This window comes from Erythrobacter donghaensis, from assembly GCF_002155425.1.
Classification (GTDB): Bacteria; Pseudomonadota; Alphaproteobacteria; order Sphingomonadales; family Sphingomonadaceae; genus Erythrobacter; species Erythrobacter donghaensis.
Window position 1 is genome coordinate 441,525 of sequence record NZ_MUYG01000010.1, and the last position, 24,206, is coordinate 465,730.

At 65.5% G+C, this 24,206-nt stretch carries 27 protein-coding genes and 1 tRNA gene; 24 read left to right on the forward strand and 4 right to left on the reverse strand.

The genetic code is table 11. The features are described 5' to 3' along the window. Nucleotides 1-125: 125 nt before the first annotated feature. The 4 genes from rpsB to BZF59_RS10635 all read left to right on the forward strand — a co-directional run bounded on the left by rpsB (nt 126) and on the right by BZF59_RS10635 (nt 3,526). Nucleotides 126-920 (forward strand): 30S ribosomal protein S2, encoded by a 795-nt coding sequence (gene rpsB / locus BZF59_RS10620; RefSeq protein ID WP_086608209.1) that lies wholly within the window; start codon nt 126-128, stop codon nt 918-920. 129 nt (nt 921-1,049) lie between these two features. Next, nucleotides 1,050-1,976, forward strand: a complete 927-nt coding sequence (gene tsf / locus BZF59_RS10625) for a translation elongation factor Ts (protein WP_086608210.1) — start codon at nt 1,050-1,052, stop codon at nt 1,974-1,976. Between the two features lie 158 nt (nt 1,977-2,134). Next, nucleotides 2,135-2,446 (forward strand): hypothetical protein, encoded by a 312-nt coding sequence (locus BZF59_RS10630; RefSeq protein WP_086608211.1) that lies wholly within the window; start codon nt 2,135-2,137, stop codon nt 2,444-2,446. A 147-nt stretch (nt 2,447-2,593) separates the two neighbouring features. Further along, complete coding sequence (locus tag BZF59_RS10635) at nt 2,594-3,526, forward strand: alpha/beta hydrolase (protein WP_211277385.1); 933 nt, start codon at nt 2,594-2,596, stop codon at nt 3,524-3,526. A 13-nt stretch (nt 3,527-3,539) separates the two neighbouring features. On the opposite strand, the gene BZF59_RS10640 is transcribed toward BZF59_RS10635, so the two are convergent. Beyond that, nucleotides 3,540-4,382 carry a metallophosphoesterase gene (locus tag BZF59_RS10640; RefSeq protein ID WP_086608213.1) on the reverse strand — a complete coding sequence of 281 codons (843 nt, stop codon included), beginning with the start codon at nt 4,380-4,382 and terminating at the stop codon, nt 3,540-3,542. 83 nt (nt 4,383-4,465) lie between these two features. Here BZF59_RS10640 and pyrH point away from each other — a divergent pair, with 83 nt between their 5' ends. From pyrH to rpmE, 10 genes are all read left to right on the forward strand, one after another. Beyond that, a complete protein-coding gene (pyrH, locus tag BZF59_RS10645; RefSeq protein ID WP_086608214.1) occupies nt 4,466-5,185 on the forward strand; it encodes a UMP kinase in 720 nt (239 codons plus the stop codon). A gap of 23 nt (nt 5,186-5,208) precedes the next feature. Then, nucleotides 5,209-5,766: a ribosome recycling factor gene (gene frr / locus BZF59_RS10650; protein WP_086608215.1), complete on the forward strand. Its 558-nt coding sequence runs from the start codon at nt 5,209-5,211 to the stop codon at nt 5,764-5,766. A 9-nt stretch (nt 5,767-5,775) separates the two neighbouring features. Continuing rightward, a complete protein-coding gene (uppS, locus tag BZF59_RS10655; protein WP_245806112.1) occupies nt 5,776-6,468 on the forward strand; it encodes a polyprenyl diphosphate synthase in 693 nt (230 codons plus the stop codon). Beyond that, on the forward strand, nt 6,455-7,219 hold the full coding sequence (locus BZF59_RS10660) for a phosphatidate cytidylyltransferase (protein WP_086608216.1): 765 nt from the start codon (nt 6,455-6,457) through the stop codon (nt 7,217-7,219). The genes uppS and BZF59_RS10660 overlap by 14 nt, the downstream gene beginning before the upstream one ends. An 8-nt stretch (nt 7,220-7,227) precedes the next feature. Beyond that, nucleotides 7,228-8,394 (forward strand): 1-deoxy-D-xylulose-5-phosphate reductoisomerase, encoded by a 1,167-nt coding sequence (dxr, locus tag BZF59_RS10665; RefSeq protein WP_086608434.1) that lies wholly within the window; start codon nt 7,228-7,230, stop codon nt 8,392-8,394. A gap of 16 nt (nt 8,395-8,410) precedes the next feature. Beyond that, complete coding sequence (rseP, locus tag BZF59_RS10670; protein WP_086608217.1) at nt 8,411-9,508, forward strand: RIP metalloprotease RseP; 1,098 nt, start codon at nt 8,411-8,413, stop codon at nt 9,506-9,508. Nucleotides 9,509-9,704: 196 nt separating this feature from the next. Then, nucleotides 9,705-12,458, forward strand: coding sequence for an outer membrane protein assembly factor BamA (gene bamA, locus BZF59_RS10675; protein WP_086608218.1), 2,754 nt, complete (start codon nt 9,705-9,707; stop codon nt 12,456-12,458). Then, nucleotides 12,458-13,144 carry an OmpH/Skp family outer membrane protein gene (locus tag BZF59_RS10680; RefSeq protein ID WP_086608219.1) on the forward strand — a complete coding sequence of 229 codons (687 nt, stop codon included), beginning with the start codon at nt 12,458-12,460 and terminating at the stop codon, nt 13,142-13,144. Before bamA ends, BZF59_RS10680 begins: the two co-directional genes overlap by 1 nt. 21 nt (nt 13,145-13,165) lie before the next feature. After that, complete coding sequence (fabZ, locus tag BZF59_RS10685) at nt 13,166-13,639, forward strand: 3-hydroxyacyl-ACP dehydratase FabZ (RefSeq protein WP_086608220.1); 474 nt, start codon at nt 13,166-13,168, stop codon at nt 13,637-13,639. A gap of 215 nt (nt 13,640-13,854) precedes the next feature. Continuing rightward, nucleotides 13,855-14,082, forward strand: coding sequence for a 50S ribosomal protein L31 (rpmE, locus tag BZF59_RS10690; RefSeq protein WP_086608221.1), 228 nt, complete (start codon nt 13,855-13,857; stop codon nt 14,080-14,082). Between the two features lie 132 nt (nt 14,083-14,214). Here the strand turns inward: rpmE and BZF59_RS10695 are convergent, their stop codons facing one another. Together BZF59_RS10695 and BZF59_RS10700 are read right to left on the reverse strand one after the other, a co-directional pair. Then, nucleotides 14,215-14,532: a TraR/DksA family transcriptional regulator gene (locus tag BZF59_RS10695; RefSeq protein WP_086608435.1), complete on the reverse strand. Its 318-nt coding sequence runs from the start codon at nt 14,530-14,532 to the stop codon at nt 14,215-14,217. After that, a complete protein-coding gene (locus tag BZF59_RS10700; RefSeq protein WP_086608222.1) occupies nt 14,532-15,185 on the reverse strand; it encodes a prolyl hydroxylase family protein in 654 nt (217 codons plus the stop codon). Before BZF59_RS10700 ends, BZF59_RS10695 begins: the two co-directional genes overlap by 1 nt. Nucleotides 15,186-15,417: 232 nt before the next feature. Here BZF59_RS10700 and BZF59_RS10705 point away from each other — a divergent pair. The 10 genes from BZF59_RS10705 (at nt 15,418) to BZF59_RS10745 (ending at nt 23,775) form a co-directional block, all read left to right on the forward strand. Further along, a tRNA-His gene (locus BZF59_RS10705) sits at nt 15,418-15,494 on the forward strand. A gap of 47 nt (nt 15,495-15,541) precedes the next feature. Next, nucleotides 15,542-16,609: a Glu/Leu/Phe/Val family dehydrogenase gene (locus tag BZF59_RS10710; RefSeq protein WP_086608223.1), complete on the forward strand. Its 1,068-nt coding sequence runs from the start codon at nt 15,542-15,544 to the stop codon at nt 16,607-16,609. A 110-nt stretch (nt 16,610-16,719) separates the two neighbouring features. Beyond that, on the forward strand, nt 16,720-17,478 hold the full coding sequence (gene ccmC, locus BZF59_RS10715; protein WP_086608224.1) for a heme ABC transporter permease CcmC: 759 nt from the start codon (nt 16,720-16,722) through the stop codon (nt 17,476-17,478). Next, complete coding sequence (locus BZF59_RS16310) at nt 17,478-17,618, forward strand: hypothetical protein (protein ID WP_169712065.1); 141 nt, start codon at nt 17,478-17,480, stop codon at nt 17,616-17,618. The genes ccmC and BZF59_RS16310 overlap by 1 nt, the downstream gene beginning before the upstream one ends. A gap of 14 nt (nt 17,619-17,632) precedes the next feature. Further along, a complete protein-coding gene (gene ccmE / locus BZF59_RS10720) occupies nt 17,633-18,097 on the forward strand; it encodes a cytochrome c maturation protein CcmE (RefSeq protein WP_086608225.1) in 465 nt (154 codons plus the stop codon). Beyond that, nucleotides 18,094-20,082 carry a heme lyase CcmF/NrfE family subunit gene (locus BZF59_RS10725; protein WP_086608226.1) on the forward strand — a complete coding sequence of 663 codons (1,989 nt, stop codon included), beginning with the start codon at nt 18,094-18,096 and terminating at the stop codon, nt 20,080-20,082. The genes ccmE and BZF59_RS10725 overlap by 4 nt, the downstream gene beginning before the upstream one ends. Before the next feature lie 6 nt (nt 20,083-20,088). Beyond that, complete coding sequence (locus BZF59_RS10730) at nt 20,089-20,616, forward strand: DsbE family thiol:disulfide interchange protein (RefSeq protein WP_086608227.1); 528 nt, start codon at nt 20,089-20,091, stop codon at nt 20,614-20,616. Continuing rightward, on the forward strand, nt 20,613-21,041 hold the full coding sequence (locus tag BZF59_RS10735) for a cytochrome c-type biogenesis protein (protein WP_086608228.1): 429 nt from the start codon (nt 20,613-20,615) through the stop codon (nt 21,039-21,041). The genes BZF59_RS10730 and BZF59_RS10735 overlap by 4 nt, the downstream gene beginning before the upstream one ends. Then, nucleotides 21,038-21,685 (forward strand): tetratricopeptide repeat protein, encoded by a 648-nt coding sequence (locus tag BZF59_RS10740; protein ID WP_086608229.1) that lies wholly within the window; start codon nt 21,038-21,040, stop codon nt 21,683-21,685. The genes BZF59_RS10735 and BZF59_RS10740 overlap by 4 nt, the downstream gene beginning before the upstream one ends. Nucleotides 21,686-21,825: 140 nt before the next feature. After that, a complete protein-coding gene (locus BZF59_RS10745) occupies nt 21,826-23,775 on the forward strand; it encodes a potassium transporter Kup (protein WP_086608230.1) in 1,950 nt (649 codons plus the stop codon). A 10-nt stretch (nt 23,776-23,785) separates the two neighbouring features. Here BZF59_RS10745 and BZF59_RS10750 read toward each other — a convergent pair whose 3' ends face one another. Beyond that, entirely contained in the window at nt 23,786-24,085 is a 300-nt protein-coding gene (locus BZF59_RS10750) for a hypothetical protein (RefSeq protein WP_086608231.1), read from the reverse strand. Between the last annotated feature and the right edge of the window lie 121 nt (nt 24,086-24,206).

The following is a 24,206-nucleotide window of genomic DNA, read 5'->3' on the forward strand; positions in this document are numbered from 1 at the left end:
GGGCGAGGCATGAGGCCTTGGCGCGGGGCAAATTCACATGGAAGGCGCTCATACCGGTGCCGCTCGCGGGAACTCCGCAAGCGCGGTTCCAGCCTTCCAGAGGAACAACCGGAAAGGAATTACCTATGGCGGCACCCGTCGTCACCATGCAGCAATTGATCGAGGCCGGCGCTCACTTCGGCCACCAGACCCACCGCTGGAACCCGCGCATGAAGCCGTACATCTTCGGCGCGCGCAACGGTGTTCACATCATCGACCTGTCGCAGACCGTGCCGCTGTTCGCGCGTGCGCTGGACTTCGTCGAATCGACCGTGCGTTCGGGCGGCAAGGTGCTGTTCGTCGGCACCAAGCGTCAGGCGCAGGAGCCGATCGCGGAAGCTGCGCGCATGTCGGGCCAGCACTTCGTCAACCACCGCTGGCTGGGCGGCATGCTCACCAACTGGAAGACCATCTCGGGTTCGATCCGCCGTCTCAAGAGCCTCGAAGAGCAGCTCTCGGGTGACACCAGCGGTCTGACCAAGAAGGAAGTTCTCAACCTCACCCGTGAGCGCGAGAAGCTCGAGATGTCGCTCGGCGGCATCCGCGACATGGGCGGCATTCCGGACGTGATGTTCGTGATCGACGCCAACAAGGAAGACCTGGCGATCAAGGAAGCCAATGTGCTTGGCATTCCGGTGATCGGCATCCTCGACACCAACGTCGACCCCAACGGCATCGCCTTTCCGGTTCCGGGCAACGACGATGCGAGCCGCGCTGTGCGCCTCTATTGCCAGGCGATCGGCGAAGCCGCGCTGGCGGGCAAGGGCAAGTTCCAGCAGGACGTGTCGAGCGATTTCGGCGCGATGGCTGAGCCCCCGGCTGAAGCCCCCGCTCCGGTCGAAGCCGCTGACGAACCGGCTGCGGAAGACGCCGAAGCCTGATCTTTTGCACGGGTGATGGGCGCCGGTCGTCAATCACCCGTCACATTCCCCCTCTAGCGCGCCCGGCATTGCCCCCCTTCCCGGGACGGCAGGGCCGGGCGCCCGAACACACACGAAAAGGAATTTCTCATGGCCGATTTTTCCGTCGCCGACGTGAAGAAGCTGCGCGAGCGCACCGGCGCTGGCATGATGGACGCCAAGAAGGCGCTGACCGAAGCGGGCGGCGACATCGAAGCCGCGGTTGACGCGCTGCGCGCCAAGGGCCTCGCCACTGCCCAGAAGAAGTCGAGCCGCACCGCGGCCGAAGGTCTCGTCGGCGTTGCCGTTTCGGGTACCAAGGGCGTGGCTGTCGAAGTGAACTCGGAAACCGATTTCGTCGCCAAGAACGACCAGTTCCAGGGCTTTGTCCGCAACGTGACCGCGGTCGCGCTCGAGCTTGGCACTGAAGACGTCGAAGCGCTCAAGGCGGCTGAATACCCGACCGGCGGCACCGTGGCCGACAAGCTCACCGACAACGTCGCCACCATCGGCGAAAACCAGCAGATCCGCCGCATCAAGACCGTCTCGGTCGAGAAGGGCGCGGTCGTGTCCTACATGCACACCGCTGCTGCGGAAGGCCTCGGCAAGATCGGCGTGCTGATCGGTCTGGAAAGCGAAGCGGGCGCGGACGTGCTCGAACCGCTCGGCAAGCAGCTGGCGATGCACGCAGCGGCGGCCTTCCCGATGGCGCTCGATGCCGACAGCCTTGATCCCGAAGTGCTCGAGCGTGAGCGCAAGGTCGCGGCCGAAAAGGCAGCCGAAAGCGGCAAGCCCGAAGACGTGCAAGCCAAGATGGTCGATGGCGCGGTGAAGAAGTTCGCCAAGGAAAACGCGCTGCTCAGCCAGATCTTCGTGATGGACAACAAGACCGTGATCGCCGATCTGGTCGCCCAGGCCGGCAAGGCTGCGGGCACCCCGATCGTGCTCAAGGACTATGCCCGCTTCCAGCTCGGCGAAGGCATCGAGAAGGAAGAGGTCGACTTCGCAGCCGAAGTCGCCGCGACGCTCAAGGGCTGATCTTCCCTTCCATCGGCATTGAGACGGCCGCCGCAGCTTAGCGCTGCGGCGGCCGTTTTGCTTGTTTACCCGTTGGTTGCCAATCGGCCCTATGTCCCTCCGGCATGGTGTTCGGGGCTTGACGCCCCGCGCACAACCGCCAGCCGGAGCCGAACGGGATGAATGACCAAAGCTGGATCAAGGGCGTCTCTGCCGAGGACGCGAGGCGCGTCCTGTCCTACAAGGGTCTCGACTGGTTCCTGTCCGAGCATGGCTTCGAGCAGCGCTGGAAAATCTGCGTGCGCAATCTCGAAGCGGCGGGCGATCACGATTTCGCCAGCGCCTTGCAGGCGGCGGGCGAGATTTACGACCGATGGGAAGCAATCCGCACCTCGCGCGACGAAGGCGAGCTGACTCAGGAAGAGACCAACGCCTATTTCGCCGAGCTTCGCCCTTCAGAGCAACGCATCAAGGCGATCCTGAAGGGCTGATTCCTCGCTCCATCGCTACGCTCAAGCGCAGATCCTTCCCCCGATTATCGGAAAAATGGCACGGGCCGGATGGTATCGACCATCCGGCCCGTTGCGTTTGCGCGGTTCCGCAAGGCATCCGCCGCTCGTCAATATACGGGGCATATCATGCGATTTTTCAGGGGCGCGCTGATCGGCGGAGCGCTGCTATCGGCCTGTTCGGCCGTACCTTTCAGCGAGGCGGCATCATCGGCGGCTCCAGTGCAACGCGGGGAAGGGCAGGCCTACGAACTGCTCGGCACGCAGGTGTTCGATGTGCCCGATCCGGCGAGCGGTATCGCCTATCAGGTCTTCGTGAGCCTCCCGGCCAGCTACGCCGAGCAAACGCAACGCCGCTACCCGGTCGTCTATGTGACAGATGCTGACTATGCCTTTCCCGTGCTGCGCGCCATCGGCCGGCGGATGAACGGGGCTGGTCCGCGCCTCGAAGAGTTCATCCTCGTCGGCCTGTCCTATGGCAAGGGCGAGGACCCGATGGCGAGCCGTCGGCGCGATTATACTCCGACCGCCAAGGGTGCTTCGGACGCCCCGGCGGGAGCGGTCCATGGACAGTCGCTGCGCTATCGCGATTATCTGCGCGATGCGGTGCTGCCTTTCATCGAGACGCGGTTCCGGACCATGCCTGATCGGAGGGTCTATGTCGGGCATTCTTACGGCGGCCTGCTGGGCGCGCAGATCCTGATGACGCAGCCCGAAATGTTCAGCGGCTATGTGCTCGGCAGTCCGTCATTCTGGTACGACCGGAAACACCTGCTGCGTGAGGCACCGGGATTGCTCGGCACGCTCGATGCGATCGACGCTGACGTCTATCTGTACGTCGGAGAGTTCGAGGCGCAGCGGATCGGCGATGCGCGTTACCAGCAGGAGGTTGACATGGTCGCCGACAATGCCGCCTTCGCCGCGCTGCTGCGTGGGCGCGAATTTGCGGGGCTGCGGCTCAAGTCGGATGTTCTGGCTGACGAAGATCACCTCTCGGTCGCGCCACGCGGTTTCACCAAGGGTCTGTTGCACACGCTGGCAGAAGCTGCAGCCGCGGATTGACCGGGCGTCAACTTCAGCGCTTGGCTGGCCGTATTTCGATCAGCCACACTTCGGGGTGCGTAAACATGCGCAAGGGCAGCAGGCTGGTGCCGAGGCCGGCGCTGGTCACCAGCACCTTGCCGTGCTGGCGCGTGACTCCGCAGGCATAGAGGTTGCCATAGTCCGACATCGTCGCAGGCGCGCCGCCCCAGGGCCAGGCGATCTGCCCGCAATGGGTGTGCCCGGCGAGCACCGCGTCGACATCGACGGGAACCTGCGGAAAGATGTCGGGCGAGTGAGACAGCACGATCCGCGCGCCCGCGCCGCGCGGCATCGCCGCCATGGTGGCAGGCACATCGGCGCGGCCAGTGAAGTCGTCATCCACCCCGCCGATCACCAGCGGCCCGCGCGCTATCGCCTGATTGCGCAGCACGGTAATCTGCGGATGGCGTGCCAGCTCTGCCGAGATTGCCTCCCAGCCCGACCAGTGATCGTGATTGCCTGGCACCACCACCACTCCCAGCGGCGCGGACAGCTTGCCGAGCGGGGCGACGACCTCGGCGGCGGTGTAGATATGCGTGGCGGTGCGCTTTTCGCTGATCAGATCGCCCGCGATGACGATAAGGTCAGGCTTCAGCGCGTTCACCTGCGCCACGATCCGGGCGAGCCGTTCGGGCGGCATGTCGGGCCCGGCGACGTGGATATCGGCCAGCAGCGCGATCCGCACAGGCGGCGTGGCGCGGGGCAGGGCGGAGCTCTCGATCACCAGCCGCTCCACCACCGGCGCGCGCATCGTGTCGTGCCACGCCTTGGCGCACATCGCGACCACCACCGCCAGCACCAGCAGGGCGAGGCGGCGAATGCTTGTCTTGCCCATTATCCCCGCTATCCTCTTGGCAGCACGGTGACACCCCGATAAAGGCCCCCGCTAGCCAACTCCCGCCAGAAAGCCAGCCCGATATGTCCCTGCCTAGCATCAAGCGCGTTCTCCTGAAGCTTTCGGGTGAGGTGCTGATGGGCGGGCAGCAGTTTGGGATCGATCCTGAGTTCGTCTCGGAACTCGCCAAGGAAGTGAAGGCGGCGAAGGAGACGGGGCTCGAGATTTGCCTCGTGATCGGCGGCGGCAACATCTTCCGCGGGATGGCGGGCGCGGCCAAGGGGATGGACCGCGCGCAGGCCGATTACATGGGGATGCTGGCGACCGTGATGAACGCGCTCGCCATGCAGAACGCGCTCGAGCAACTGGGCGTCCAAACCCGCGTGCAATCCGCGATCGAGATGGACAAGGTTTGCGAGCCGGTGATCCGCCGCCGCGCCGAACGGCACCTCGAAAAGGGCCGCGTCGTGATCTTCGCCGCGGGCGTCGGCGCTCCCTATTTCACCACCGACAGCGGCGCGGCGCTGCGCGCGGCGGAGATGCGCTGTGACGCGCTGCTGAAGGGCACCAGCGTCGACGGGGTGTATGACAGCGATCCCAAATACAACCCTGCTGCCACCCGCTTCGATACCGTCACCTATGACAAGGTGCTGGCCGACAATCTCAAGGTGATGGACGCCTCTGCCGTCGCGCTGTGCCGCGACAACAAGATCCCGATCGTGGTCTTCTCGATCCGCGAGAAGGGCAACCTTGCCCGCGTGCTGGCGGGCGAGGGTGTGCAGACCATCGTGCAAGACAGCTAAGACAATCAGAAGGAACCCCAGCCATGCCGCAATTTGACAAGGCCGATGTCGAGCGCCGGATGAAGGGCGCGGTGGAATCCTTGAAGAGCGATCTTCAGGGGCTGCGCACCGGCCGCGCCAACACCACGCTGCTCGATCCGGTGCAGGTCGAAGTCTATGGTTCGATGATGCCGCTTCAGCAGGTCGCGACCGTCTCCGCGCCGGAGCCGCGGATGCTCTCCGTGCAGGTGTGGGACAAGTCGAACCTCCATGCGGTCGAAAAGGCGATTGCCTATGCCAACCTCGGTTTGAACCCGATCATCGATGGCCAGACCCTGCGCCTGCCGATCCCCGACCTGACGCAGGAGCGCCGCAAGGAGCTGGCAAAGCTCGCCGGGCAATATGCGGAGAAGGCGAAGATCGCGATCCGCAACGTGCGCCGCGATGCGATGGAAAGCCTCAAGACCGACGAGAAGAAGAAAGAAATCTCCGAGGACGATCGCAAACGCTCCGAAGAGCAGGTCCAGAAGCTGACCGACCAGTATGTCAAGGAAACGGACGAAGCGGCGGCCAAGAAGGAACAGGAAATCCTGACGCAGTAAGCGTCACGGATGATGGGGAACGGATTGGACCAGTCGCGCGCCAGACATGTCGCCATCATCATGGATGGCAATGGCCGCTGGGCCAAGAAACGTGCGCTCCCGCGCGCGGTGGGGCATCAGCGCGGCGTTGAGGCGGTGCGGCGGCTGGTGCGCTCGCTTGAGGGCACCGGGCTGGAATGCCTGACGCTCTACGCCTTTTCCTCGGAAAACTGGAAGCGGTCGGAGGACGAGGTCGACGATTTGATGAACCTCATGCGCCGGTTCATCAAATCCGACCTGCCGGAATTCGTCGCCAACAATGTGAAGCTGAAGATCATCGGCGACTGGCAGAGCCTCGCGCCCGATATTGTCGCGATGCTCGAAGATGCGCTGGCGCAGACCGCGAATGGCAAGCAGACGCTGGCGGTGGCGCTCAATTACGGCGGGCAGCACGAAATCGCCCGCGCGGCGGCGAAGGCGGCGAGCACCGGTGAAGTGACGATCGATACCATCGCCGCCGCGCTCGACACCGCCGACCTGCCGCCGCTCGACCTGCTGATTCGTACCAGCGGGGAAATCCGGCTGTCGAATTTCCTGCTGTGGCAGGCGGCCTATGCTGAGATGCTGTTCGTCGATACGCTGTGGCCTGACTTTGAACCGGCGCACCTCGCCCGTGCGCTCGATGATTTTGCCCGAAGGGAACGGCGCTATGGCGGACGGTGAAGTGCGGGTGCGCGATCCGCGCGCCGGGGTGAGCGATCTGCCGGTGCGGCTGGCGAGCGCAATCGTCATGCTGGTGCTGGCGAGCGGGGCGCTGTGGTTGGGCAGCTGGTTCTGGATCGGTTTCGTCGCGCTGCTGGCGGGCGGGGTGATCTGGGAATGGAACAAGCTGATCGAGCGCTTCGGCCTGTCCGGGCTGGGCGAGACGCTGTGGTTCTTTGCCGGCGTGGTCTATGTCGGCAGCGCGGCGCTGGCGATGGTGATCGTGCGGGCTGGGCTGGTCGATCTGTTTCCGGATTCGCCGGTGCGGGGCTATGCGCCGATTGAGGTGCTGATCGTCTTCATCCTGCCGGTGATCGCGGTCGATGTCGGGGCCTATTTCGCCGGGCGCGCCATCGGCGGCCCCAAGATCGCTCCCAAGATCAGCCCATCCAAGACCTGGGCAGGCCTCGCGGGCGGCGCGACGCTCGCGGCGCTGGTGGGCGTGGCGGTGGAACTCATCTATTTCGCCCCCACCGCCGCCCCCGGCTATGGCGGGATGCGGATCCTCTTCGCGGTGATCGGCGGCATCCTCATCGCGGTGCTCGCACAATCGGGCGATTTCTTCGAAAGCTGGATGAAGCGGCGCGCGGGCGTGAAGGATTCCGGCAGCCTCATTCCGGGACATGGCGGATTGTTTGACCGGCTCGACGGCTTTCTTGCGGTGTTCTTCGTGCTGTTTGTGATTGCCACGCTGCCCACTTTGCTGGGATGATGCAGGGCATGAGGCGTTCCCTTACCCTGCTCGGCGCGACCGGATCGATTGGCGCTTCGACGCTCGATCTGGTGCGGCGCAATCGCGATGCCTGGGCTGTCGAGGCGCTGACCGCGCAATGTAGCGCGGCGGAACTGGCGGCGCTCGCGATCGAATTCGATGCCAAGCTGGCGGTGGTGGGTGACGAGACCTGCCTGCCCGAATTGCGCGCGGCGCTCGGCACTAGCGGGATTGAGGCCGCAGGCGGGCGGCAGGCGCTGATCGAGGCGGCGGCGCGGCCCGTGGACATGACAGTGGCGGCGATCGTCGGCTGCGCAGGGCTCGCCCCGGTGATGGCGGCGGTGGAGCGCGGCGGCACCATCGCGCTCGCCAACAAGGAAGCGCTGGTCTCGGCAGGCGAGGTGCTGATGGAGGCGGTCGCCCGGCATGGCGCGACGCTTCTGCCTACGGACAGCGAGCACAATGCGATCTTCCAGTGCCTCTCCGGAAACCGGATCGAGGATGTCGCCAAGATCACCCTCACGGCCAGCGGCGGCCCCTTGCGCACGTGGACGCAGGCCCAGCTCGACGCCGCGACCCCAGCGCAGGCGGTGGCGCATCCCAATTGGTCGATGGGGGCCAAGATCAGCGTCGATTCCGCGACGATGATGAACAAGGGGCTCGAATATATCGAGGCCTATCACCTCTTCCCGGTCGGGCTCGAACGGCTGGGCATCGTCGTCCACCCGCAAAGCGTGATCCACTCGATGGTCGAATTCCGCGACCGCTCTACGCTGGCGCAGCTGGGCCCGTCGGACATGCGGGTGCCGATCGCCTCGTGCCTCGCCTGGCCGCAGCGGATGGAAACGCCGCTCAGCCCGCTCGACCTGGCAGCGATTGGCGAGCTGACTTTCCACGCCCCTGACGAAACGCGCTTCCCCGCCACGCGGCTGGCGCGCGAGGCGATTGCGGCGGGCGGATCGGCCCCTGCGATCCTCAACGCCGCCAACGAAGTCGCGGTTGCCGCCTTCCTTGCTGGTCAGATCAGGTTCACGCGGATTGCGGCATTGGTCGAAGAGGTACTCGCGCGCAGCAATGATGCGCCGCGCCCGGCCAGCCTCGAGGAAGTGCTCGCCGTCGATCATTCCGCCCGGTTGCAGGCGCAGTCCCTGCTGGAGACCCAAGCCCTTGTTTGAATCGCCCCCTTTCTGGATGTACGTGATCGGCTTCGCGCTGCTGCTCGGGCCGCTGGTGACCTTGCATGAGCTCGGCCACTATCTGGTCGGCCGGTGGTTCGGCGTGAAGGCCGAGGCCTTCTCGGTCGGCTTCGGCAAGGAACTGGCAGGCTTCACTGACCGCCACGGCACCCGCTGGAAGCTCTCAGCGCTGCCCCTGGGCGGCTATGTGCAGTTCAAGGGCGACATGAACCCCGCGAGCGTGCCCGATCCCGATGCACCCGCAGAGCCGGGCTCGTTCCAGAACGCCGCGCTGTGGAAGCGCGCGCTGATCGTGGCGGCGGGGCCGGTGACCAATCTGTTGCTCGCGATCGGCATCTTTGCGGCCTTCTTCGCGATCATCGGCAAGCCGGTCATCGTGGACGAGGAAGATTCGCGCACCATCGGCGCCTTCTCCGAAGGCAGCGTGGCCGAGGCGGCGGGGATGCAAGCGGGCGATATCGTCGTCGCGATCGACGGTCTACCGATCCGCGATTTCACCGATATGAAGACCAAGGTCGCGCTCCATCCGGGCAAGCAGATGGTCTTTACGCTCGAACGCGAAGGGCGCCCGGTCGAGATCACGCTGACCACCGCGCGGGTGGAGCGCACCGACTCTTTCGGCAATCCCAGCACCGAAGGCCTGATCGGCGTTGCGCCGGCGGGCGGCAAGTACGAGCTTGAAGAGGTTGGCGTTCTCGAGGCGATCCCGCTCGGCGTGAAGCAGAGCTGGGACTTCACCGGCATGATGATCACCGGCATCCAGCAGATCGTCACCGGCGAGCGTTCGGTCAAGGAGCTGGGCGGGCCGCTCAAGATCGCCAAGTTCTCGGGCGAGCAGATGAGCCTGGGGGCCGCGGCCTTCATTCATTTCGCCGCGCTGATCTCGCTTAATTTGGCATTCATCAACTTCTTGCCAATCCCCGCACTCGATGGCGGGCACCTGATGTTCTACGCGGCCGAGGCGATCCGCCGAAAGCCGGTGGGGCCGCAGGCGACCGAGTGGGCCTATCGCACCGGCATCGCGCTGGTGCTCATGCTGATGGTGGTGGTGACGGTGAATGACATAATCTCCCTGCCCATCTTTGGAAGCTGACCGCCTGGAAGGCGGCAGGGCGGTGGAAACGCGCGAAGGCTGAGGCGCTCGCGGCTTGATTGCAGGGTACACATGGGGCACAGGCGTCCACGTCGGCGCAAGGCGGTGCGTGGCGCGGTGTCGGCACGATGGCAGGACGGCAGATCACGGGCGCAAAGCCTGCGGTGCCGAGGGTTGAGAACGGGATTTTAGCTGAATGAACCGATTGAGCGAGACGGGCGCAGGGCCGGTCACTGGCAAGCCTGCATCCGTGAAGGCCCCGCTGCGGCTGGCCAGCCTGCTGTGCTGCGGCTCGATCCTTGCCGGGATGCCGGCGATGGTGGCAGCGCAGGATGCGGCGGCGCCCGCGCAGCCCGCCACAGCCCAGCCTGCCGCGCCCGAGGCACAGGCCCCGCGCAGCAACACCATCCGCACGATCACCGTGGTCGGCGCCGAACGGCTCGAGCCGACAACCATTCTCAGCTACATCCGCCTGCGGGTCGGGCAGGAATACACTGCCGTCGCGGCGGACGAGGCGCTCAAGGATCTGAGCGCGACCGAGCTTTTCGCCAATTACGCGATCCGCAATGACGGCGGCAATGTCGTCATAACCATCACCGAAAACCCGGTGATCAACCGCATCGTGCTCGAAGGCAACGAGCGGCTGAAGCCCGACAAGATCCTGCCCGAAATCAAGCTTTCGCCGCGCCAGATCTTCACCCGCTCCAAGGTCCGCGCCGACGTTGCGCGCATCATCGAGCTCTACAAGCGGCAGGGGCGCTTCGCCGCCAAGGTCGAGCCGAAGCTGGTGCAGCTGCCGCAGAACCGCGTCGATATCGTGTTCGAGATCAGCGAAGGGCCCAAGTCCAAGGTTCGCCAGATCAACATCCTCGGCAACGAGAAGTTTTCCGACGGCAAGCTGCGCGGCGAGATGGTGACCAAGCAGGCGCGGCTGACCAGCTTCTTCAGCTCCAACACCAGCTACGATCCCGATCGCCTCGCGTTCGACCAGCAGAAGCTGCGCCAGTTCTACCTGACCGAAGGCTACGCCGATTTCCGCGTTGTCTCCGCCGTGGCCGAGCTGACGCCCGACCAGAAAGACTTCATCATCACCTATGTGGTTGAGGAAGGCGAGCGCTACACCTTCGGCGACGTCAAGGTGGACAGCCAGCTGCGCGACTTCGACAGTGAGGTGATGAGCACGCAGCTGCCGATGCAGGATGGCGATTTCTACAACGCCAAGACGGTCGAGGACACGGTCGAGCAGCTGACCGAGCTGGCGGGTCGCTATGGCTACGCCTTCGCCGACGTGCAGCCGCGCTTCAACCGCGATGCCGACAACCGCAAGATGAACGTGACCTTCGTATTGCGCGAGGCGCCGCGCGTCTATGTCGAGCGGGTCGACATCAACGGCAACACGCTCACGCAGGACAAGGTGATCCGCCGCGAATTCCGTCTGGCCGAGGGCGATGCCTTCAACAGCCTCGGCGTGCAGCGCACGACGGCGCGCATCAATTCGCTGGGCTATTTCCAGGAGAATTTCGAGGTCACCCAGACCGAAGGCAGTGCGCCTGACCGGATCATCCTCGAAGCCAATATCGAAGAGCGGCCGACGGGTGAATTGCAGTTTTCGGCGGGCTTCTCGTCGATCGAGCAGTTCATTCTGGCCGGCTCCATCCGCCAGCGCAATTTCCGCGGGCGCGGGCAGACCATCGGGCTCAGCGTCAACTATTCGCAGTTCTCGCGCTCGGCCCAGATCAGCTTCTCCGATCCCTATATCTTCGATCGCAACATCTCGGGCGGGATCGACATCTACCGCCGCGATTTCAACAGCTTCAACTTCACCGGCAACCAGCGCAACACCACTTTCGAGCAGGCCACCACCGGCTTTTCGATGCGCGCCGGGGTGCCGCTGACCGAATACATGTCGCTGATCGGCAGCTATACCCTGAACTACGAACAGGTGACGCTGGACGAGAACCTGTTCTTCTCCGACCTTGATGGCGATGGGGTGCGCGAGTGCGATCCGCTGCGTGCCGGGCGCTTCCTGTGCGATGCGATCGGCACGCGTCTGAGCTCGATCGTCGGGCTCAGCCTCAACTACAACTCGCTCAATTCGCGCATCCGGCCGACGCGAGGCAGGACCGTCTCGCTCAGCAGCGAGTTTGCCGGGCTGGGCGGGGATCAACGCTACATCCGCCTGCGCGGGCGCGCGCAGCAGTTCTGGAATGTGGGCAATTCGGGCTTCATCTTCTCGGTGCTGGCCGAAGGCGGCACCATCGTCCCCTTGCAGGAGCGTCCGGGCGCAGGGGTGGACGACATCCTGCTGACCGACCGCTTCTTCCTCGGCGAACCGCAGTTCCGCGGCTATGCGATCCGCGGGGTCGGGCCGCGTGTCCTCAGGCAGTTCTCGCAGCTCGACCAGTTCAATCGCCCGGTCGTCGATGCGGATGGCAACGTCCAGTTCCTGACCGCCCGCAATCAGGTGCAGGACGATGCGATCGGCGGTCGCAACTACTACCTCGGCCGCGCCGAGCTCGAGATTCCGCTCGGCAGCGGCGCGCGCGAGCTGGGCCTCAGGCCGTCGATCTGGGCCGATGTCGGCGCGTTGTGGGGCGTTGAGACCCCGGTACTCACCGTCAACCCGGCCGGTACGCAGCTGACCAACGATGCCGGCGAGCTGCTCTACAGCACGCCGCCCGCCGGCGGATCGTGCGGCTCGCTCAACCGCACGCAGACCACCAGTCCGACTCTGCCTGACGGCACTCCCAACTGCCGTGAGATTCAGGGCGGCACCAATATCCGCGAGCTGTTCCTCGGCAACACCCCCAGCCCGCGCATCACCGCCGGGATCGGGGTCAACTGGAACTCGCCCTTCGGACCTTTCCGTATCGATTTCGCTCAGTCCATTCGCAGTGTCGAAGGCGATGACGAGCGGCGCTTCACCTTCAACGTAGGAACCCAATTCTGATGACACGTCTTGCCAAGCTGCTCGCGCCTGCGGGCCTCATCCTCGCTGCCACTGCCGCGCTGCCGGCCCAGGCCCAGGTCGATGGCCGCATGGCCACGGTCGATGTCTCGCGCACCGTGATCGGCACCACCGCCTTCCAGACCGCCTATGAGCAGGTCAACACCACCTATGCCTCGCAGAACGATCTCCGCCGCGCCAAGGCGCAGGAGCGCCAGACCCTGCTCACCAAGTTCGACAAGAACGGCGACAAGCAGGTCGACGATACCGAGCTCGCCGCGATGCAGAAGTCGCCCGACTATGCCAAGATCCAGACGCTGGAGCAGGAAATCGCCGGGCTGACAAACCAGATCGACGGTGCGCGGGTTTTTGCGGTCGAACAGATCATCATGCAGTATGCTGCAGCCCTGAAGGACGTCACCGATGCCGATCAGATCAAGCTGGTGATCGATCCGGGCTCGCTGCTGTTCGCCCCGCCCGAGGCCGACATCACCCAGAAGGTGACCGCCGCGCTCAACGCCCGCGTGCCCGCCGTCGGCGTGGTGCCGCCCTCCGGCTGGCAGCCGAGCCGCGAAGGTGTGCAGGTGTTTCAGGAGATCCAGCAGCGTCTCGCGCTGGCGGCGCAGTTCCAGCAGCAGCAGGCCGCCGCTGGCCAGCAGGCCAACCCGGACGCCCCGGCGGGCCGCTGATCGACACGCGGAGCACAGCACATGAGCGAGCCGGATAGCGCGGGCACGGCCCCGCTGGATTACGACATCGTCAAGATCCTCAATGCCTTGCCGCACCGCTATCCGCTGCTGCTGGTCGACCGGGTGAAGGCGATCCAGCTGGGTGAACGCATTCACGCGGTCAAGGCCGTGAGCATGAACGAGCAGTTCTTCCAGGGTCACTTCCCCGGCGCCCCGATCATGCCCGGCGTGCTCCAGATCGAGGCGCTGGCGCAGGCCGCCGGCATCCTCGGGATCGAGACGATGGAGCTGGCCGGGACGGGCAAGCTGGTGATCTTCATGGGGATCGAGAACGCCAAGTTCCGCGCCCCCGTGACGCCCGGGTGCCTGCTCGACCTGCATGTTGAATTCACCCAGAAGCGCAGCCGCGTCTACAAGTTCAAGGGCGTGGCGAGCGTGGAGGGCAAGACCACCTGCGAGGTCGAGTTTACCGCGATGATGGTGGATAAGGTCTGATGGGTGTGCACCCGCGTTTGCGGGTGCTTGTCCTCGCTCATGCGACCTGAAGGTCGCGTCGCTGCGGGCGGGCGGTCGCCCTTGCGGTCGCTGCGCAACCGATATCGGCGCGAATATCCGAGGTTGCATTGGGTCGCGTTCGCCACTAAGGCGCGCGCTTCCCATTCATAGCAGTGCCGGTCGGAACCGGTGCCACGCTCCAAAGGAATTGCATCATGAAGGCCGAAGGGCACCCCGACTACCACCTGATCACGGTCAAGATGACCGATGGCACCGAATTCCAGACCCGTTCGACCTGGGGCAAGGAAGGCGACGTGCTCGCGCTCGAAATCGATCCGCTGAGCCACCCCGCCTGGACCGGCGGTCGTCAGCAGGTGCAGGAAGGCGGCCGTGTGGCGCAGTTCAACAAGCGTTTCGGCGGGCTCAGCCTCAAGAACAAGTAAGACCAGATCAGGGGTGGCCGCGCGCTGCCCCGACCGGTTCGTGGGCTTCGGCCTGCGTTAGAAGGGCGGCCCGACGGGGTCGCCCTTTTGCGTTGGTTCAAGTGGCGACCCGTTTGCGCGAAATCGCGCCCGTCAGGCCGCGCACTTGATGCAGGTCGTGGCGATGGGTCGCGCCTCAAGCCGCGCGCGCGGAATCGCTTCGCCGCATTTGGCGCAGGTGCCATAGGTGCCGTTGGCGATCCGGGTCAGCGCCGCGCGAACCTGCGCTGCTTCGGCCCGCAGCACATCATCGACCCCTTCGAGCGCCTCGTCATCCGCCAGATCGACTGCCTGTTCGGAAAAATCGGCATCGAGCGGTTGGCGCAAATCGTCCTCGATCGTGTTGGCCCTCGCGGTCAATTCGGCAAGCCGTGCTTCAAGCCGCGCGGCAATGTCTGCAAAATCGTCCATCATCCCCTCCATGGGTTTTCGCGATACCACTTGGTGATCACGTATTTGACGCCCTTTCTCACCTTCATCCCGTGATGCAGCGTGGCATGGTTGACGCTTCCCGCTTCGCCATTGGGGCCATCGGGCAAGCGGTTGTTCCAGCACAGCAATTTGCCCGCCTCGGGTTGGAAGGTCTTGTCGAGCAGCTTGAACCGTGTAGCTCCGCCGGCGGTGACGTCATTGAGATAGATCATGAAGGTCCATGTGCGGTTGCCCGAAAGGGCGCAGAACCTCTGGTAGTCCCGGCCATCGGGCGCGAAGTAATCGGTGTGTGCCTTGAACTCCTGCCCCTCGGCATAGCGCTGTCCTTGCAGCGGCTCGCCATAGGCCGGGTCGATCCCCGCAAGCGCGGTGATCAGCGCCTCGATCCGCTGCACGGAGGGGTGATCGGCGGGGAGGTCGCAGGTCTCGCTGGTGCGGAACACCGGATCGCCATTGTCGTCGGCGATGGTCGAGGGGCGGCGATCCCGGTCGATCAGCGCGATCAGCTCGGCGGCCAGATCGGCGGGCGCGAATCGCTTGGCCTGGAACACGGCGGCCTTGGGGGTCGGGACGCGCTGAACGCCGGGCTGGGCGGCAAGGCGCGCGGCGACAGAATCGGCAAGGGTCGTCATGGTGCTAAAGGATAGAATGGGCCGAGGCCGAGGCAACGCTTTTGCGGCGCGCGCAACAATCTTGCGCGTCGCTGCCGCCAGCGCAGTTTTCGCTTCCCTTGGGCAAGGCTTTGTGCAAGAGGCGCGCCGCTCCTGACAGCGCACTTGACGGTGTGTTTGCCTTCCGTAATGCCGCCTGTCTCGCACGGGCTTGGCACCAACCGGAAGGGTGGTATGCCAGCAGGGGTGTGTGGCGATCGTAGCTCAGTTGGTTAGAGCGCCGGTTTGTGGTACCGGAGGTCGGGGGTTCGAGACCCCTCGATCGCCCCATTTCTCCCCTGCTGCTGTCATGGTCCGCGCCCCACAGGGGAGACGACATGACCGCATTCTGGGCCGAGCCCGATTTCGACGCGCATGAGCAGGTGACGCTGGTTCACGATCGGGCCAGCGGGCTGACGGCGATCATCGCGGTGCATTCGACCCATCTTGGCCCTGCGGCGGGCGGCACGCGTTTCTGGCACTACAACGAACCGGCGGCTGCGATGCGCGACGTGCTGCGCCTGTCGCGCGGGATGAGCTACAAGAACGCCATGGCGGGCCTGCCGATGGGCGGTGGCAAGGCGGTGATCCTCGCCGATGAACAGCGCATCAAGACCCCCGAACTGCTAGCCGCTTTCGGCGACGCGGTCGAAGGGCTGGGCGGGCGCTACGTCACCGCAGAAGATGTCGGCATCACCGAGGCCGACATGGTCGCGGTCTCGCAGCGCACCGCGCATGTCTCGGGTCTGCCCGTGGCGGGCGCGGGAAGCGCGGGCGGCGATCCGGGGCCGTTCACGGCCTATGGCATCTATCTCGGCATCAAGGCGGCGGTGGCCCACAAGCTGGGCAAGGACAGCCTCGCGGGCGTCCATGTGGCTGTGCAAGGCACCGGCTCGGTCGGCGGCGGCGTGGCCCGCCTGCTGGCGAAGGATGGCGCGAAGCTGACGCTCGCCGACATCAACGAAGCCCGCGCGGCGGCGCTGGCGAGCGAGCTGGGCGGCGTGGCGGTCGGCACTGACCAGATCATGAGCACGCCCTGCGATGTCTTCAGCCCCAATGCGCTGGGCGCGATTCTCGATGATGCAGGGATCGCCAATTTGGATTGCGCGATCGTCGCGGGCGGGGCGAACAACCAGCTCGCCCGGCCCGAACACGGCGCGGTGCTGGCGGGGCGCGATATTCTCTACGCGCCCGATTACGTCATCAACGCGGGCGGTATCATCTCGGTCGCGACGGAGTACCTCGCCCGGCGCGAAGGCCGCAGCGGCGATGTCGCGGAGGTGAATGCGCTGGTCGAACAGATCCCCGGACGGCTCGCAAGCATCTGGCAGGAAAGCGCGGCGAGCGGTGTTTCGTCCGACGTGGTCGCCGACCGGATGGCCCAGAAACTGATTGGCCGCGGCTGATCGGACGGGGCTGAGACGGCGGCGCGGCGGGAACGAAACGCCTTGCCCGTGATTTGCTCTCTTGTCGGGAACGGGTGTAAGGCTACAAGCCCGGCCTGACACGACACATCATGCACATCTACGCCAACCCCACCCGATTCCTGAGCCTCGCCAAATGGCTTATGCCGCTTCTGTTCTGGAGCGGTCTGGTGCTGTCTGCGGGGGCGGTGGCCTGGGGCCTGTTCATGGTCCCGCCCGACCGGCTGATGGGCGAGACGGTGCGCATCCTCTTCATCCACGTCCCTGCCGCATGGCTCGGCATGGGGGGCTGGGCAGGGATCGCGATTTCCTCGGCTGCGCTGCTGATCTGGAAGCATCCGCTCGCCGCGTTGTCTGCGCGCGCTATTGCGGTGCCGGGCATGGTGTTCTGCGCGATCTGCCTTGCCACCGGCTCGATCTGGGGGCGCCCGACATGGGGCACCTGGTGGGAGTGGGACGGGCGGCTCACCTCGATGCTGGTGCTGCTGTTCCTTTACGCCGGTTACATCGCGCTGACCGAGGCGGCCGAGAAGGAAGGCTCTTCCAGCAAGATCGCGGCGATTTTCGGGATGGTGGGCGCGGTCAATGTGCCGATCATCAACCGCTCCGTGGTGTGGTGGAACTCGCTCCACCAGCCGCCGAGCATCACTGCGGGCAAGAGCGCGATCCAGGCGACGTTCCTCGTGCCGCTGCTGGTGGCGGTGGCGGGCTTCTCGCTCCTGTTCGGCGCGATCGTGCTGATGCGGATGCGCGCGCTGATCGCCGAGGCACAGGTCGAAGCGCGCCTGCGCCGCCGCGCGCTCGACGATGATGCCCCCGCGACTGCAGCCCCGGCGATGGAGCAGGCGTGATGCGTGAACAATTGAACCAGTGGGATTTCGTCCTGATGGCCTATGGCGTCGGGGTCGTCGCTCTGGCATTGCTGATCGCGTGGGCATGGCGCTCCATGACGCGCGCCGAAGCCCGGCGCGACGCGGCGCGGCGGCGCTGAACGGGAAGCGAACAATGAAAGCCAAGCATCAACGTCTGATCCTCGTGATCATCGCCCTCTTGGCAATCGTCGGCGCGGGGCTGCTGGCGGCGTGGTCCTTGCGCAATCAGGCGAACTATTTCTACTTGCCCGAGCAGATGGCCTCCGACCCGCCGGAAGTGGGTCAGGCGGTTCGGCTGGGCGGGATGGTGAAGGCCGGGTCGATCAAGACCATGCCCGACGGGGTGACGGTCGACTTCATGGTCACAGGCAACACCGCCGATGCCATCCCCGTGCGTTACAGCGGCATTCTGCCCGATCTTTTCGTCGAGAATTCCGGCGTCGTTGCTGAGGGCAGCCTCGGGCCGGACGGCGTCTTCGTGGCGACCAACCTCCTCGCCAAGCATGACGAGAATTACGTGCCCAAGGAGCTTGAAGGCATGGGCACCGAACAAGCGGCCAAGATGGCGTCCGAGACCACGGTGGGCCTCAAGCCATGATCGCAGAGATCGGGCTTGCCGCGCTGTGGCTCGCCGCCGCGCTGGCGGTGTTGCAGATGGTCTCGGGCGTCTTCGCGCTAAGGGCTGCCGAGGGCGAGATCAATCCGCTGGCGATCTACGCCCGCCCCGCCGCGGTTGTGCAGGCCGCGCTCGCAGTGCTGGCCTTCGTGATGCTGCTCTATGCCTTCGCCGTCACCGACCTGTCGATCAAGCTGGTGGCAAGCAATTCGCACTCGATGAAGCCCTTCATCTACAAGATCACCGGCACCTGGGGCAACCACGAGGGCTCGATGCTGCTGTGGGTTGGCGTGCTGGCGCTGTCGGGCGGGATGCTCGCCGCGTTCGAGCGCCGCCTGCCCGAGCGCACGATGGGGGCGACGCTGGCGGTCCAGGGCTTCGTGGCGCTGGGCTTCTATGCCTTCCTGCTGCTCTCCTCCAACCCGTTCGAGCGCCTGCCGGTGCCCGCGGCTGAGGGCTCCGGCCTCAACCCGCTGCTGCAGGATATCGGCCTCGCGATCCATCCGCCGACGCTTTATGCGGGCTATGTCGGGCTGTCGGTCGCCTTCAGCCTCGCGATGGGCGCGCTGCTGACGCGCGAGGTGAACCCCGCCTTTGCCCGCGTGATGCGCCCCTGGGTGCTGGGCGCGTGGGTGCTGCTGACCTTCGGGATCACGGCGGGCTCCTACTGGGCCTATTACGAGCTCGGCTGGGGCGGCTGGTGGTTCTGGGACCCGGTCGAGAACGCCTCGCTCATGCCGTGGCTCGCTGCGACCGCGCTGATGCACTCGGTCAGCGTGCTGGCCGCGCGCGATGCGCTCAGGACGTGGACGATCATGCTCGGTGTGCTTGCCTTCTCGATGTCGATGCTGGGCACCTTCCTCGTGCGTTCGGGCGTGCTGACCAGCGTCCATGCCTTTGCCGTGGATCCTGAGCGCGGGGCCTTCATCCTCGGGCTTCTGGGGCTCTACATCGGCGGAGCCTTCACGATCTTCGCCCTGCGCGCGGGCGCGGTGGCTGAGGGCAAGCGCTTTGCGGTGACGAGCCGCGAAGGCGCGCTGGTGTTCAACAATGTAATGCTCTCCGCGATCCTCGCGATCGTGCTGCTGGGTACGCTCTACCCGCTGCTGACCGAGGCCTTCGATGTGCGCGTCAGCGTCGGTCCGCCCTATTTCAACCCGGCGGCGGCGATTTTCGCGATCCCGATGTTCCTGGTGATGGCGGTCGGCCCGCTGCTGCGCTGGCGATCGGACAAGCCCGCGCGCATCCAGTTCGAGATGCTGCTGATCGCCGCGCTGGTGATCGGCGTGATCGCGCTGGTCAGCTTCTTCGGCAGCTATCCCTTCCTGCCGCTGCTGGGCCTCGGGCTTGCCGCAGCGCTCGGCGTCGCGGCGTTCCTGCCCCTGCGCGGACGCAAGCTGACGCGCGTGCCGGTGGCGACATGGGGCATGGTCTTCGCCCATTTCGGGGTCGCGGTCGCGCTGTTCGGGATGGCCTGTGAGGGCGCTTTCTCGCAAGAGCGCCTCGCTGCGGTCGCGCCGGGCGGCACCGAGCAGATCGGCGATTTCGCGGTAACGCTCGAAAGCGTTGCGCCCGTGGCCGGGCCGAACTGGACCGCGATCGAGGCGCGCCTCGCGGTGCGGCAGGATGGCGGGGAACCGGTGATGCTCAACCCGCAGGCGCGCAGTTTCTGGTCGCCGCCGCAATCGACCTCCGAAAGCGCGCTGCTGACGAAGTGGAACGGCCAGCTCTACGCCGTGATCGGCAATCAGGCCGAGGACGGGCGCTGGCAGATACGGCTGTGGTGGAAGCCCTTCGTCACCTTCATCTGGTACGGCGGATTGCTGATCGCGCTGGGCGGGATCTTGGCGATTGCGGGCCGAGTGCGGGTCGATCTCAAGCGCCGCGTGGCGGTCGAAAAGGGCGCGCAGCGCCGCGCCGATCTCGATGGGCTCGGCGGCGTCCCCGCTCCGGTTCCGGCGGAGTAGCGCCCCATGCGTTCCCGGCTGATCCTGTGGGTGCCGCTCGCCCTGTTCGCCTTCTTTGCGGGGCTGGCGGGCTATATGCTGACGCAGGACAAGGATCAGTTTGTCGAAAGCACGATGATCGGCCGCCCGCTGCCCGACTTCGCGCTCGACCCCGCCTTCGAGGGCCTGCCGGGCGCCGCCAAGGCGGATTTCGGCGGCGAGCCCAAGCTGCTCAATATCTGGGCAAGCTGGTGCACCCCTTGCATCGCCGAGGCCCCCCAGCTCGACGCCCTGAAGGCCCAAGGTGCCCAAATCATAGGCATCGCCATTCGCGACCGGCCCGAGGATGTCGCGCGCTTCCTCGCTCGTTACGGCAACCCCTATACCCGCATTGGCAGCGATCCGATTTCCGAGGTGCAGCTCGGCATCGGCTCCTCGGGCGTGCCCGAAACCTTCGTGATCGATGGCAAGGGCGTGATCCGTTACCAGCACATCGGCGACATCCGCCCCGACGACGTGCCAATGCTGCTCGCCGAACTGGAGAAGGCGCGATGATCCGGGCCCTTGCCGCGCTGCTGATCGCATTGCTGGCGCTGCCTGCGCTGGCGCAGGACACCATGCCGCCTGCACCCTATGCCTATAACCAACTAGACGACCCCCGGCTCGAGGCCGAGGCGAGCGCGCTGATGCACACCTTGCGCTGCCTCAAGTGCCAGTCGCAGAGCATCGCTGATTCCGACGCGCCGATGGCGGGCGATATGCGCCATCAGGTGCGCGCGCGCATTCTCGCGGGCGAAAGCCCCGATCAGATCCGCAGCTGGCTGATCGAGCGTTACGGTGATTATGTCAGCTACGAGCCCGAGGTGAGCAGCACCACCTGGCCGCTGTTCGCGGTGCCGGTGCTGGTGATCCTCGTCGTCGGCGGGGTGCTTGCGCGGCGGCTCGGCAAGCGGCGCGACGATGTGGGAGAGCGGGCATGATCGGCGGATGGCTTGCAGTGGCTGCGCTCGCGATGGCGGCCTTCGCGCTCGCGGTGCTGGTGCTGCGGCTCCCGCGCGAAGGGATGACGCTGTTCGGCGCGGTACTGGTGTTCGGCCTTGCGGGCTATGCCTGGCAGGGCTCCCCCGGCCAGCCTGCCGCGCCCAAAGCCGAAGCGCTCAAGGCCAGCCAGCAGGGCGAGGCGATGGTCGAGGGCCGCGCTGCGCTGTTCGACCGCACGCTGCCTCCGCCCGCCTACCTTCTGACCTCGGACGCCTTTGCGCGGCAGGGCCAGTTCGCGGATGCGGCCGGGCTACTGCAACAGGGCCTGCGCGACAATCCGCGCGACATGGAAAGCTGGCTAGCGCTGGGCATGGCGCTGGTGGGTCATGCCGATGGCTTCGTCACGCCGGCGGCGGTGCAGGCCTTCGGTCGCGCCCGCGCGATCGACCCGGAGCATCCGGGCGCGGACTACTTCCTCGGCTTTGCCTATCTCCAGAGCGGCGAGATCATTGCCGCGCGCAATGTCTGGCAGGGGCTGATCGAACGCTCGCCCCCCGACGCACCTTGGCGCGAGGGTCTGGCCGCCGAAGTCGCGCGGCTGGACGACATGATCGCCCGCGCACCGATGCTGCAGGGCCGTTGATGCGCGTTTGTCCCCCGCGTGTCATGCGCGGGGATGTTGTTGCAGGTGCGAAAGGACGGTGCTAGGCGCGCCGCCTTGCCGGACACGAGTCTCGTGGGCCGGATGGGCAGTACCGGGGGGATACGGGAAATCCGATTGACATGAGCACGTCCGCCTCCACCTCGCCCGATCCTGCCGCCGTGCCGGTCGAAAACAGCCATGGACATGGCGCCTCAACCCTGACGCTCGCCGTCGGGGCAGTGGGCGTGGTGTTCGGCGACATCGGCACCAGCCCGCTCTACGCTTTCCGCGAAACCTTCGCCTCGCACCACGGCGCGCCCGGCATCTCACCGGACTCGGCGCACATCCACGGAGTGCTGAGCCTCGTGTTCTGGTCGATGATGATGGTGGTGACGGTCAAATACGTCCTCACCATCACCCGCGCCGACAACAAGGGCGAGGGCGGCAGCCTGGCCCTGTTGGCGCTGATCCGCCGGGGCTCCGACAGTGCCGGGTGGACCGCGCCGCTGGTGCTGCTGGGGGTGTTCGCCACGGCGCTGTTTTATGGCGACTCGATGATCACCCCCGCGATCTCGGTGCTCTCGGCAACCGAGGGTCTCCAATATATCGTCCCCGGCTTCAAACCGTGGATCGTGCCCACCGCGATCGCGATTCTCGTCTGCCTGTTCGCCCTGCAATCGCGCGGGACGGAGCGGGTCGGCAAGCTGTTCGGCCCCGTCATGCTGACCTATTTCGCGATGCTGGCGACGCTCGGTGTCATGCATCTCAGCGCCAATCCGGCGATCATCCTCGAGACGATCAATCCGCTCAACGCGCTCAATTTCTTCAGGACCGACGGCTTTACCGCCTTCATCGCGCTGGGCAGCGTGGTGCTGGCGGTGACCGGGGCCGAGGCGCTCTATGCCGATATGGGCCATTTCGGGCGCAAGCCGATCGGGATTTCGTGGATCACCTTTGTGTTTCCGGCGCTGATGCTCAACTACATGGGGCAGGGCGCGCTGGTGCTGTCGCAGACCTCGCCGGCGGCGACTGCGGCGCTCATTGAGGATCCCTTCTTCCTGATGATCCCCGACATGGTGCGCGTGCCGGTGATCATCCTTGCGCTGCTGGCGACGATCATTGCTAGTCAGGCGGTGATCTCGGGCGCGTTCAGCCTGACCCAGCAGGCGATCCAGCTCGGCTTCATTCCGCGCATGGAAATCCACCACACCAGCGCCACAGCGGCGGGACAGATCTACATCCCGGCGATCAACTGGGGCCTGATGGTGATGGTGATCCTGCTGGTATTGTTCTTCCAGTCGTCGAGCAACCTTGCCGCCGCCTACGGGATCGCGGTGACGGGGGCGATGTTCATCGACACCTTGCTGCTCGCCGCGGTGCTGACCGCGCTGTGGCGCTGGCCGCTGTGGAAGGCGCTGCCGTTGATCGCGGTGTTCCTGATCGTCGACATCGCCTATTTCGGCGCGAACCTCATCAAGGTGCCGCAGGGCGGCTGGGTGCCGCTCGCCATCGGCTTCCTGATCTTCACGCTGCTCACCACCTGGGCGCGCGGGCGCAAGCTGATGCGCGAGCGGATGAGCGAAAGCGCGCTGCCGCTGGAGATCTTCGCCAAGTCGGCCAAGAATTCCGCGTTGCGCGTGCCCGGCACGGCGATCTTCATGGCCTCGAGCACCGCCGGGGTGCCGAGTGCGCTGCTCCACAACATCAAGCACAACAAGGTGCTGCACGAGCGCGTGGTGATCCTCACCATCGGCATTGCCGACGTGCCTTTCGTCGACCCCGCGACCCGCTGCGAGATGACCGATCTGGGCGGCGGCTTCTACCGCGCGGTGCTGCATTACGGCTTCATGGAGGAGACAGACGTGCCGCTCGGCCTCAAGTCGATGGAGCGCTGCGGGGGCGAGTTCGACATGATGCACACCAGCTTCTTCCTGTCGCGCCAGACGCTTCTGCCTTCGGAGAAGCCTGCGATGCCGCTGTGGCGTGAGAAGATTTTCGCGTGGCTGCTGCGCAATTCGGCGAGCGCGATGGATTTCTTCAAGCTGCCCACCAACCGGGTGGTGGAGCTGGGGAGTCAGGTGGAGATCTGATCTGCCTGCGTCAGGGCGCAGCGCTGGGCGTTCGGTTCACGAATGCCGTCATCAGCTGGTAGGCTTCGTCAATCATCGTCATTTTCGCGTCCTTGCGTTCGGAAAGCCGCGCAGCCTGTTCCCGAAGCTGTGCTGCCATGCGTGCCTCTTGCGAATTCGGCTCTATCCCATGATGCGTCAGATCCTCGATCCTGTCTTCGATGTCGCGAATCCGGTCGCGGATGGCCTTGATCTCGTCGGCGCGCCATTTGCGCAGGACGTTGTGCAGAATGCGGCGGGTGTCATCGTCAGAGGGGGTGGGCATTGCCATGGCTTTCTCCTGTCCGTCTGGTGCACGCGCACGACAAATAGCGGAGGAGGCAATGCCTTCCACCACCAGTAAAATGTCGTGTTTGCAGAACAATACGGCGAGACTGGCGATTCGAGACGCT

Bases quoted from the DNA above. Each gene is read 5' to 3' on its own strand.
- fabZ (WP_086608220.1), top strand. From the start codon at position 13,166: ATGAGCGAGCCGGATAGCGCGGGCACGGCCCCGCTGGATTACGACATC.
- BZF59_RS10710 (WP_086608223.1), top strand. From the start codon at position 15,542: ATGACCGCATTCTGGGCCGAGCCCGATTTCGACGCGCATGAGCAGGTG.
- pyrH (WP_086608214.1), top strand. From the start codon at position 4,466: ATGTCCCTGCCTAGCATCAAGCGCGTTCTCCTGAAGCTTTCGGGTGAG.
- BZF59_RS10725 (WP_086608226.1), top strand. From the start codon at position 18,094: ATGATCGCAGAGATCGGGCTTGCCGCGCTGTGGCTCGCCGCCGCGCTG.
- ccmE (WP_086608225.1), top strand. From the start codon at position 17,633: ATGAAAGCCAAGCATCAACGTCTGATCCTCGTGATCATCGCCCTCTTG.
- frr (WP_086608215.1), top strand. From the start codon at position 5,209: ATGCCGCAATTTGACAAGGCCGATGTCGAGCGCCGGATGAAGGGCGCG.
- BZF59_RS10660 (WP_086608216.1), top strand. From the start codon at position 6,455: ATGGCGGACGGTGAAGTGCGGGTGCGCGATCCGCGCGCCGGGGTGAGC.
- ccmC (WP_086608224.1), top strand. From the start codon at position 16,720: ATGCACATCTACGCCAACCCCACCCGATTCCTGAGCCTCGCCAAATGG.
- uppS (WP_245806112.1), top strand. From the start codon at position 5,776: ATGATGGGGAACGGATTGGACCAGTCGCGCGCCAGACATGTCGCCATC.
- BZF59_RS10640 (WP_086608213.1), bottom strand. From the start codon at position 4,382: ATGGGCAAGACAAGCATTCGCCGCCTCGCCCTGCTGGTGCTGGCGGTG.
- BZF59_RS10740 (WP_086608229.1), top strand. From the start codon at position 21,038: ATGATCGGCGGATGGCTTGCAGTGGCTGCGCTCGCGATGGCGGCCTTC.
- BZF59_RS10700 (WP_086608222.1), bottom strand. From the start codon at position 15,185: ATGACGACCCTTGCCGATTCTGTCGCCGCGCGCCTTGCCGCCCAGCCC.
- rpsB (WP_086608209.1), top strand. From the start codon at position 126: ATGGCGGCACCCGTCGTCACCATGCAGCAATTGATCGAGGCCGGCGCT.
- BZF59_RS16310 (WP_169712065.1), top strand. From the start codon at position 17,478: ATGCGTGAACAATTGAACCAGTGGGATTTCGTCCTGATGGCCTATGGC.
- BZF59_RS10680 (WP_086608219.1), top strand. From the start codon at position 12,458: ATGACACGTCTTGCCAAGCTGCTCGCGCCTGCGGGCCTCATCCTCGCT.
- rpmE (WP_086608221.1), top strand. From the start codon at position 13,855: ATGAAGGCCGAAGGGCACCCCGACTACCACCTGATCACGGTCAAGATG.
- BZF59_RS10695 (WP_086608435.1), bottom strand. From the start codon at position 14,532: ATGGACGATTTTGCAGACATTGCCGCGCGGCTTGAAGCACGGCTTGCC.
- dxr (WP_086608434.1), top strand. From the start codon at position 7,228: ATGAGGCGTTCCCTTACCCTGCTCGGCGCGACCGGATCGATTGGCGCT.
- BZF59_RS10730 (WP_086608227.1), top strand. From the start codon at position 20,089: ATGCGTTCCCGGCTGATCCTGTGGGTGCCGCTCGCCCTGTTCGCCTTC.
- rseP (WP_086608217.1), top strand. From the start codon at position 8,411: ATGTACGTGATCGGCTTCGCGCTGCTGCTCGGGCCGCTGGTGACCTTG.
- BZF59_RS10635 (WP_211277385.1), top strand. From the start codon at position 2,594: ATGCGATTTTTCAGGGGCGCGCTGATCGGCGGAGCGCTGCTATCGGCC.
- bamA (WP_086608218.1), top strand. From the start codon at position 9,705: ATGAACCGATTGAGCGAGACGGGCGCAGGGCCGGTCACTGGCAAGCCT.
- BZF59_RS10745 (WP_086608230.1), top strand. From the start codon at position 21,826: ATGAGCACGTCCGCCTCCACCTCGCCCGATCCTGCCGCCGTGCCGGTC.
- BZF59_RS10735 (WP_086608228.1), top strand. From the start codon at position 20,613: ATGATCCGGGCCCTTGCCGCGCTGCTGATCGCATTGCTGGCGCTGCCT.
- tsf (WP_086608210.1), top strand. From the start codon at position 1,050: ATGGCCGATTTTTCCGTCGCCGACGTGAAGAAGCTGCGCGAGCGCACC.
- BZF59_RS10630 (WP_086608211.1), top strand. From the start codon at position 2,135: ATGAATGACCAAAGCTGGATCAAGGGCGTCTCTGCCGAGGACGCGAGG.
- BZF59_RS10750 (WP_086608231.1), bottom strand. From the start codon at position 24,085: ATGGCAATGCCCACCCCCTCTGACGATGACACCCGCCGCATTCTGCAC.